Origin of the sequence: Acinetobacter sp. YH12112, from assembly GCF_013418945.1 — a bacterium.
GTDB classification, from domain to species: Bacteria; Pseudomonadota; Gammaproteobacteria; order Pseudomonadales; family Moraxellaceae; genus Acinetobacter; species Acinetobacter indicus.
The window spans coordinates 1-8,267 of sequence record NZ_VPBA01000063.1 but is presented as its reverse complement, the minus strand read 5'-3'; the positions used below and the strand labels follow the sequence as shown (position 1 = coordinate 8,267).

The window sequence follows — 8,267 nt, the reverse complement described above, 5'->3', positions numbered from 1 at the left end:
GGATCACACAACGTGTCCAATATTTTAGGACGTGTTTAAAAAATGCGGAAAAACAAGGGAATAGATTTGATTTTTTTTCATTCAGTTAACAATTTTTTTTTTCAAAAGAGTGAAACTTTTTTTTTTTTGAAAAAGGAAAATAATCAATAAGATGTAGACGATTTTTTATAAAAAAAATTAAAAGAGTGAAACTTAAGGCATTGAAATGAGTAAAAAAAACTCGCCAATACCTTGCAGTATTGACGAGTTTTTCTTATATTCAGCGGTACGCAGTTATTTGATGTTGACGCATCAGATAACGAAGATCAGCAGAGCTACCAACTCGTGCGGATTTCACCAAAGGCTTGTACCTGTCCAACTATTTTTACAGTTATGGGCAGTAATTTCAAGTCTAAACCTGATTTACTTCGTTATTGAATCGTTTTGTGTCCATTAAATAAGCAATACTTTTTGTATTTCGAGCTTTGCCTGCTTCTGCGTGTCCGTTTTTGACGGTTGGCATGTGGTGTGGGTGGAAGGATTAAGCGACGCTAGCGCACCACAGCGATTGTTTTATATGGATAAAGCAAGAGTTGCTACTAGGGGAAATCGACAAAGCAACAACGTGATGAGTAGCTGAATACTTGGCTTAAATCGTAAATTGGGGAAACCCTTGCGGAGATAGTTGGGTTCAGTTGGTTTGGGAACGTGTCGATGCGGTGTGTGAATCGTAATCTCAGCCTATAAGGGAAAGCACAATTACCCTTTGCAGATACGACCGATGCGTGGCTCCGTCAGCCCGAAAGGTGTACAGGCAATACTTCGAGAGCAAGCAATTTTTTTGCAAGCTCTTAGGGTGAGTATTGCCGAAACTCTCTCAACGTTCACCATCAGCCCGAGCAAAGCGAGGGGTGTGGTGATCTTGAGAGAGTGAGAGCATTTATAACATCTTATATAATTTTCTTACTTATCTTTGATTTTATTAAAAGTGTTGGTTTAAATGCGAAAAATGAGGGGTTATAGCCTTGCTAACTCTTTTTTTGAGGTTTACTACGTTATAAAAAATAGAGTGCTTAAATCGAAAATAAGAGAGAAATAGAGATATTTTAATTATTTAAAGACAAACCCAGCCCCTTAAAGGGGTCTGGGTTCTTAAACCGCTAGTTTCTACGTATTTATACTGCATCAACAGTTTGAAAATATCATTACCTGCCAGGGCAATTCATTTTCATGATTTGTAGAATCGTTTTAAGACAGCTTTTTCGGTAAATCATGCTAGCCAAAGCATGTTGATGCCATCGAATATTACCGAAAAAAATCTGTCTCCAATCACCTTAAACGTTACCAACTCATCGGTATAGACTTTCCCAATTAACAGCGCTTACGTTTTTATTCGCTCGAACTGTCTGCAACCTCGATGTAGCAAAGGTTTTGTACTTGTCTGATTCTCTAACACTTCTAAAGACCGTCACCGATCACCACCTTGTTGTTTGCCTAGAATCGCTTTTCTGTGAACTTATCAACCAGAAATTAAATATCTACAACTCAAACGGTGTGAAGTGCGCCCACGTTAGTTCTACTTGTCTTTGATCCCAATGATTAACATTGAAATCGAGTAGTACGCTTATCTCTAACTTAACTAAAATCAACTCCATACTTCGCCAGACCGCAGTTCCAAGTCATTCCTAGCTTATATTTTCTAGTTAAGTTAATAAGGTAAAGCACTTACTCTACGCATATCGACTGCCATCAACTGTTCTGTAGTTGTATGTTGACAGAGCCGACCTTACAGGCTTGAGCTATCCATTGACCGCCAAAGCAAATTGCAACGTATCTCTACGAATTCGGCAATTCACCGTGACGTGCCGAGAAATCCAGTTTAACACCTCATTCCCCTATGACCTCACGATCATCTCAAAAGCCCACCTGTGCGCCTTGACTATGCCCTTACGAAGCATCTGCCAAGCGGTTATTAACGCCATTCACTCAATCCCTGAGATGGCTCACCGTAACAAATAAAACAGGGTTAATTTACTAAGTTATCAGTCGTATGTTGTAAACGCTGATAACCCGTCAATGCCCGTTTCCGTGTCGCCCTACGTGCATCACATAAACATGTGAACATAACTTTGTAACAGGTAGAAAGCGGGATTCACACCCGCCAGCCCCTATCGTAGCCGCACCAACTACCTTTCGGACGTATGCAGCTTCACCGATAAAACTTTTCACAACTTGGCAGGTTGCGAAAAGGGGTAATGTTGTTTGTTCATGGTTGGCAATCCATGAACAAACAATTTAAGGAAAATTGAATGTACGGATTGGCAGTCCAACTGAAAAACAATATCTACAAGAACCATCTTATGCGTAGCAGAGACCATGTCAAGTCGAATCCAAGGAACTGCTTATTATAGAATAGCCAGTTCTGGCTATTATCCTTAAAAAAGTGATCTTAAAAGATCACTATTAAAAAAATCTTTGAAATACCTTTAAGAATCTACAAATAAGGATATATTAATCATTAAAATTTTAGACTTAAAATGAAAAATGATTTATTACACGACGGGAACAAAAGAAATCACTCATACGATATTGGCTTGCTTCTCTAAAGGGTACGATCTTGGAATTTTGGTTAGACCATCGAGTTTTAGTAAAGCCGAAGCAATCCTCGAAAAATGGAACGATCGCTATGACTTGCTGAATACGCCACAGCAGCAATATCGAAAATTTTTATCCGGACAAAGTACGTTTAGTTGCATCGTTGCTAATGGCCTGTGTGTTCGTAAACAGAATCTTACAGATGCTGATGTTTATCGTTATTTGCGTGATAAATCAAAAAGTGAGAATAAGCTATATGAACTTCAATCTCCGATGTTGCTCTTGCTTTGTCGAGTGAATGATTTGCTGTTGCGGTTACCTGATGGTGCAATAATTCAAAATAAATATGACCATCTTGATTATCTAAATGCGCAACTTGCCAAACAAATTAAAGGATGCGAGACCTTTCAAAAGCTAACTTTAAATATAGGAGACTATCAGTTTTTACAGCTCACCAAACGCGCCAAAAGCATTAAGGAGTTGCAGGAAATAGGATTGAGCGAAAATACAAAACATGCGACCAATTTCACTTGGCGGTTAAAGCAAGATACCTTTGAGGCCGTACGTCAAAGGGGGGTTAATCTTGTAAATAGCTACCAAAACAAGAAATCAAATACTGATGTGAAAGAGCATTTTGAAAAGTATCTTCTCAGCCTTGAAGGATATATTGGCTATCGTGGTGTACGTGTCCAGATCGGTAAACTCTATGGCATGTTTACAGCTTATTTCCAGTCCAAAATGAACCGTAGCTTTTTAAGTGCGGGTGGACGAAAACTGAATCTGAGCTATGTCCGGGCTTCAACCCCCAAAATTAAGAATAATACTGAGATACATACCTATTTTCGGGATATTCGAGATCAAGCTAACCTAGAGTCAAGAAAATTGCTTTTAATGTGGAAAGAAAGCGATCAAGGCAAGAAGTTTTTGCAGTCTAAGAGTTCTGATGGCTATATTTATCAAGATAGCTACTATAAGGATATTGATTAAGGCTTTTGGGTCTGTTTCTAAAGCTACTAAAGGCGATGATATGTCTAAGCATCCTGATGATTATTACCTGACACGGCAAGAAATTGATGATTTGAGAGCCGAGGCCAAACACGCAGCAAAATATATGAAAGCTTTATTTCCACAGCTCAAAGTGGACCAGTTATGTATGTTGAAAACGATACTGTACTACTTAAGGAACTCAATGGTCCCCCAATTGTGATTAAACACTTATCTGGGCGTAATCCTGAACTTGCTCAACGAGTAGCGAGTCGTGGAACTTTTAAAATTAAAAAACGTAAAGTAAGCCAGGATTGAGTCAGGCTTGTACTTACATTCGAGCGAATTTTGAATAAGAGATTTTTATGTTAAAAAGTAAATTATGCTTTAATACGAAACATTTATTATAAGCTCATATTTATTCAAACTATGTCTGTTCTACTTTTCCCGCAATATATCCGAGATAACTATGAAATTGAGGAATACCGTAATGGTATTTCTGTGCTGAGACATGTCTTTCCTAATGAGTGGGATGATCTAGTAGATTTACTTTCAGCTTTCGTTTTAAGAAGAAGTGAAGTTATTGCTCCGGGTGGACGAAAATCTACTGTTGCAGACCAGCTAGATAGTTTTTTATATGCAAGAGGTTGGGGGGAAACTGAATTTAAAACAGCTATTCATTTGGATGAATATGAGCTAATCAAATTAGCTACTGACAACGGAAAGAATACTGTTACACCAACTTTGAAAAATAGTACTGTGACGGAAGTCCCTACTCATAAAATTGACTGTTTTAAAAATAAAGTTGCTATTGAAGTAGAGTGGAATAATAAAGACCCATTTTTTGATAGGGATTTAAATAACTTCCGACTGTTATTTGATTTAGGTGCTGTATCTGTAGGCGTGGTGATTACCAGAGCTTCGGAGTTACAGGAGCTGTTCAAAAGTTTAGGGAAAGGTGCGTCTTATGGTTCCTCTACAACCCATATGGGTAAATTAAGAAGCAAGCTATTTGGTCAAGGTTCTGGTGGCTGTCCTGTTATAGCAATTGGTATTAAAGCAAGTCTTTATGATGAGTTTAGTTAAACAGACTCTTGAATGAGATTTTCTAAAACTTCCTCAAAATCGCATAGTGATTTATTTAATTCTTTGCAGATCAAATAGACTTCAGTAATTTCTAGAGATCTATCACCATTTTCATATTTAGAAACAAAGCTTTGTGGTTTTCCTAGCATTTTAGCTAATTGAGATTGAGTGATCTGAGCATCAAGTCTCATTTGCTTTAATGCTTGGATGCACAAAGATTTCATTAAATTTTTATCCATCTATTTTCTCTGTTTGACTCTCAAGACTTTATTGCATAGAATCAAAAAACAAAATCCTAATTTGGGATTTTGTTTTTTTATTAAGGATTCCTATGTTAACCCCACAACCATTTCCTAGTTTAATCAAATATATGGGTTCTAAAACCAAGATTATTGATTTTATTGTTGATGGGATTAATTTTGTTCATCAAAAGGATAGAGCCGTATTAGATCTATTTGCTGGGAGTGCTTCACTGGCAGGGGCGATTGGGAAACAAGTTAATTTTGTTTCTAATGACATCCAGGAATATTCAAAGGTTCTTTCACAGACTTATTTAGTTAGTTTACGAGATAGCGATATTCCAGATATTGATCATATTTACCAGAAGACTTTAAGTCTCGTAGAAGCTAATGGTCAAAAAGAATATCTTGTTGATTACATTAACTTAACTAATATTGATGATTTCAATTCTTTAGAAGAAAGCCAAAAAGATTTAATCAATAAAGAGTTCTTGTATGATTATCATTTATTTGCAAAGGACTATTCTGGTACATGGTGGTCCTATGAACAATGTTTATGGATTGATGCTTTAAGACAAATTGCAGATGAATATAAAAATAAGCCGATCTATCCAATTTTTTTGTCTTCTTTAATGTATGCCATGGCTTATTGCAGTCAAGGTACAGGCCATTATGCTCAGTACAGAGATGCAAAAACGAACTCCTCTTTTAATGACATTTGTATTTATAGAAAAAAAGAAGTTTTCAAATTTTTCCAGAAGAAATTTAATGAATTATGTACTTATGGCTTAAATACTGAATCCAACGTCAGTTCAGCTTTCTTATCGGGTGATTTTAAAGAAGCATTAGAGACGTTTGAAGGTGGGACAGTATATGCTGATCCTCCGTATTGCTTTGTACATTACAGTCGTTTCTATCATGCTTTAGAAACCTTAGTTTTATATGACTATCCTGAGATTCAGAAAAAGAACAATGTGATCGTCAAAGGACGCTATAGAGAAGACAGACACCAATCGCCTTTCTGTATCAAAACTAAGGTTGAGGATGCCTTTTTAGATATGTTTAAGGGGGTTGAACTGACTAATTCTCAATTAGCACTTAGTTATAGTAATACAGGAATGATCAGCCTAGAAACCATGATGGAGCTTGCGTCTTCTGTATGGGATAGCTCAAAAATAGAGATATTAACTACGGATCATCAGCATATGACATTAGGTCGACAAGGTACTCGGTATAGAGATGTTAAAGAGTGTTTATTACTTATTAAATAAGTTTAAATCTTAAAAACTTAGTCAATAAAAAAGCCCGACATCCTGTCGGGCTTTTTCATATTGGGTGTTTAGGTATAACTCCTGTCGTACCTCACGTCCTGGTGTCGTACTTATCATTATTGTTTTATGTGTTGGAACATCCTGTTCTCTATGTCCCCATCATATGAAAAATCCCCATACTGACATAGACGCAATGCTCCCTAATTCATGTCAGCCTTGGCTTACAAGATTGCTCAAAACTTACCCCAAGGCTTATCCGCAGAAATTGCGGATAATTTCCGAAGTGCAAGCATTGAGTTATCAGGGAAAAAGCGAAATATGAATGTTTTTTGATCGATTTTATTGGCAAAACATATCAAACCTGCTCATAAAAAAGCCGACTTGTTTCAAAATCGACTTTTTGCTCATTTTTGGATTTTTCTTTTTTTATTAAGTGCTTGAAATTTATATTAATATACAAGTGTATTGCGTATAACCACCATTATGTTAAATGTATAACTTTATAAAGTGTTAATTTTAAAGTCTTCCAATGTTTTGCCTTTTTCTTCTAATAAATTATGAACAAACTCAGGCTCTAATTTCAGCATCAGTTCAATAGCATCATGGATTTTCCAAAATTGTAATTCAGGATGATCTATTATTTGGATTAAATGGTTTTTAATTAAAGGAATATATTCATCGTATTTTTCATCATCAATTAACCAAAATAAGCGACTAATATCAAATGGTTCTGTATTAGATATTTCTATAATCTTTTGTATAGGATGAAATATTTTTATTCTAGCCTGTTCACCAAATCCTAGATCAGCTTGGAATGCCCAATAACGAACAAAAGCTCTAAGTACATGCTGAAGTGTATCATCATAACCATGTAAACGATGATCTATATAACCAACTAATTTATTTTCATTTAATAAATTTACTAATGCATCAAAACCAGAGGATTGTCCCCAATTAGTCAGAAGTTTTGCTGCCTCAAATACAATATTTTCATCAGAAGAATTTAATAAATTTATGACTTGTTCTATACGATCTTCAGGAATATCTTCTGGATCTAAATCTGTTGCATCACATGCGTAATCTGCATGAGTAGGAACGTCATGCAGTAATACAGAAATTTCTTTATTCATTAAGCCACTCATTAATAATTATCTTAAGATTTTCTAAAATTAACATAATACACGTTATACGAAACGTTTTGTAAAAACCATTTTAAAACAATGTCTTATGGATGTAAAAACAGCCTAAGCAGTCACGCTCAGGCTGTTTTAGTGATTTTTTATGTTTCACGATCAATTATTGATCATTGTTCCACGGTTTTGATTAGTCTGATTAAATAGTCCTATCATCCATAGGGCTTGAAAAAACGGCTCCAGAAGCCCCTTTTTTCTGGTTCTGGCTCAATATGTTCAGGGACTGGAATACGCTTATTCTCGATAACCTCTGATTCCTTAGGAGGCATAGCTATGACGTCCTCTTTTTCTTCTACCGTGGATTCTGCCTGTGTTGATCCAGGATCATCAGATTGTGTTGTATTGGTTTTTGGAGCTTCCAATAGGCGTTGCATAGTTTCAATTTGATTTTGATAGAAGCTTTCTCTATTTTTTGCATCATCTAGCTGATTTTTTAGAAGGTCTATCTGCTGTCTAAGTAGTAAAACTTCTGCCGAATTTGGACTGTCAACTTTTACAGGCTCTTTTACATCCTGTTTTTTGGATGGTTCCCCAAATACACGAATAGCTTCGGATAAATCAATCTTATTATCTGAATTTCTGCTTAAAATTCCTTTCTTTACGTGATTGTAAATAGTCTGCCTATTAATGCCGTAAAGCTTGGATAATTCAAGAACTGTGAGACTTTTCATGTTGTAAAGCCATGCCTATTGTTGTCTAAAGTTTGTGTCTAATAGACTGTAAAATTTACAGATATTGAGAGTATAGTTTTACATATATATATCATGTAATTTTGCCGAATATTTATATGTGGGGATCACACAACGTGTCCAATATTTTAGGACGTGTTTAAAAAATGCGGAAAAACAAGGGAATAGATTTGATTTTTTTTCATTCAGTTAACAATTTTTTTTTTCAAAAGAGTGAAACTTTTTTTTTTT

At 35.7% G+C, this 8,267-nt stretch carries 7 protein-coding genes; 4 read left to right on the top strand and 3 right to left on the bottom strand.

The genetic code is table 11. The features are described from left to right. The first annotated feature begins 2,523 nt into the window (after positions 1–2,523). From FTU50_RS14640 to FTU50_RS14635, 3 genes are all read left to right on the top strand, one after another. Positions 2,524–3,561 carry a hypothetical protein gene (locus FTU50_RS14640; RefSeq protein ID WP_179993444.1) on the top strand — a complete coding sequence of 346 codons (1,038 nt, stop codon included), beginning with the start codon at positions 2,524–2,526 and terminating at the stop codon, positions 3,559–3,561. A 120-nt stretch (positions 3,562–3,681) separates the two neighbouring features. Further along, positions 3,682–3,876: a hypothetical protein gene (locus FTU50_RS15735; protein ID WP_373685477.1), complete on the top strand. Its 195-nt coding sequence runs from the start codon at positions 3,682–3,684 to the stop codon at positions 3,874–3,876. A 111-nt stretch (positions 3,877–3,987) separates the two neighbouring features. After that, entirely contained in the window at positions 3,988–4,644 is a 657-nt protein-coding gene (locus FTU50_RS14635) for a BglII/BstYI family type II restriction endonuclease (protein WP_168398579.1), read from the top strand. On the opposite strand, the gene FTU50_RS14630 is transcribed toward FTU50_RS14635, so the two are convergent. Next, positions 4,641–4,883, bottom strand: a complete 243-nt coding sequence (locus tag FTU50_RS14630; RefSeq protein WP_168398578.1) for a helix-turn-helix transcriptional regulator — start codon at positions 4,881–4,883, stop codon at positions 4,641–4,643. The genes FTU50_RS14635 and FTU50_RS14630 overlap by 4 nt on opposite strands. A 92-nt stretch (positions 4,884–4,975) precedes the next feature. Here FTU50_RS14630 and FTU50_RS14625 point away from each other — a divergent pair, with 92 nt between their 5' ends. After that, positions 4,976–6,154, top strand: coding sequence for a DNA adenine methylase (locus FTU50_RS14625; RefSeq protein ID WP_179993443.1), 1,179 nt, complete (start codon positions 4,976–4,978; stop codon positions 6,152–6,154). 500 nt (positions 6,155–6,654) lie between these two features. Here FTU50_RS14625 and FTU50_RS14620 read toward each other — a convergent pair whose 3' ends face one another. Further along, on the bottom strand, positions 6,655–7,284 hold the full coding sequence (locus FTU50_RS14620; protein WP_078194520.1) for a hypothetical protein: 630 nt from the start codon (positions 7,282–7,284) through the stop codon (positions 6,655–6,657). A 215-nt stretch (positions 7,285–7,499) separates the two neighbouring features. Next, entirely contained in the window at positions 7,500–8,018 is a 519-nt protein-coding gene (locus FTU50_RS14615) for a plasmid replication DNA-binding protein (RefSeq protein WP_168382247.1), read from the bottom strand. Between the last annotated feature and the right edge of the window lie 249 nt (positions 8,019–8,267).

What these genes read in the sequence shown, in the direction of transcription:
- FTU50_RS14640 (WP_179993444.1), top strand. Translation starts at nt 2,524, where the DNA reads ATGATTTATTACACGACGGGAACAAAAGAAATCACTCATACGATATTG.
- FTU50_RS14635 (WP_168398579.1), top strand. Translation starts at nt 3,988, where the DNA reads ATGTCTGTTCTACTTTTCCCGCAATATATCCGAGATAACTATGAAATT.
- FTU50_RS14625 (WP_179993443.1), top strand. Translation starts at nt 4,976, where the DNA reads ATGTTAACCCCACAACCATTTCCTAGTTTAATCAAATATATGGGTTCT.
- FTU50_RS14620 (WP_078194520.1), bottom strand. Translation starts at nt 7,284, where the DNA reads ATGAATAAAGAAATTTCTGTATTACTGCATGACGTTCCTACTCATGCA.
- FTU50_RS14615 (WP_168382247.1), bottom strand. Translation starts at nt 8,018, where the DNA reads ATGAAAAGTCTCACAGTTCTTGAATTATCCAAGCTTTACGGCATTAAT.
- FTU50_RS14630 (WP_168398578.1), bottom strand. Translation starts at nt 4,883, where the DNA reads ATGGATAAAAATTTAATGAAATCTTTGTGCATCCAAGCATTAAAGCAA.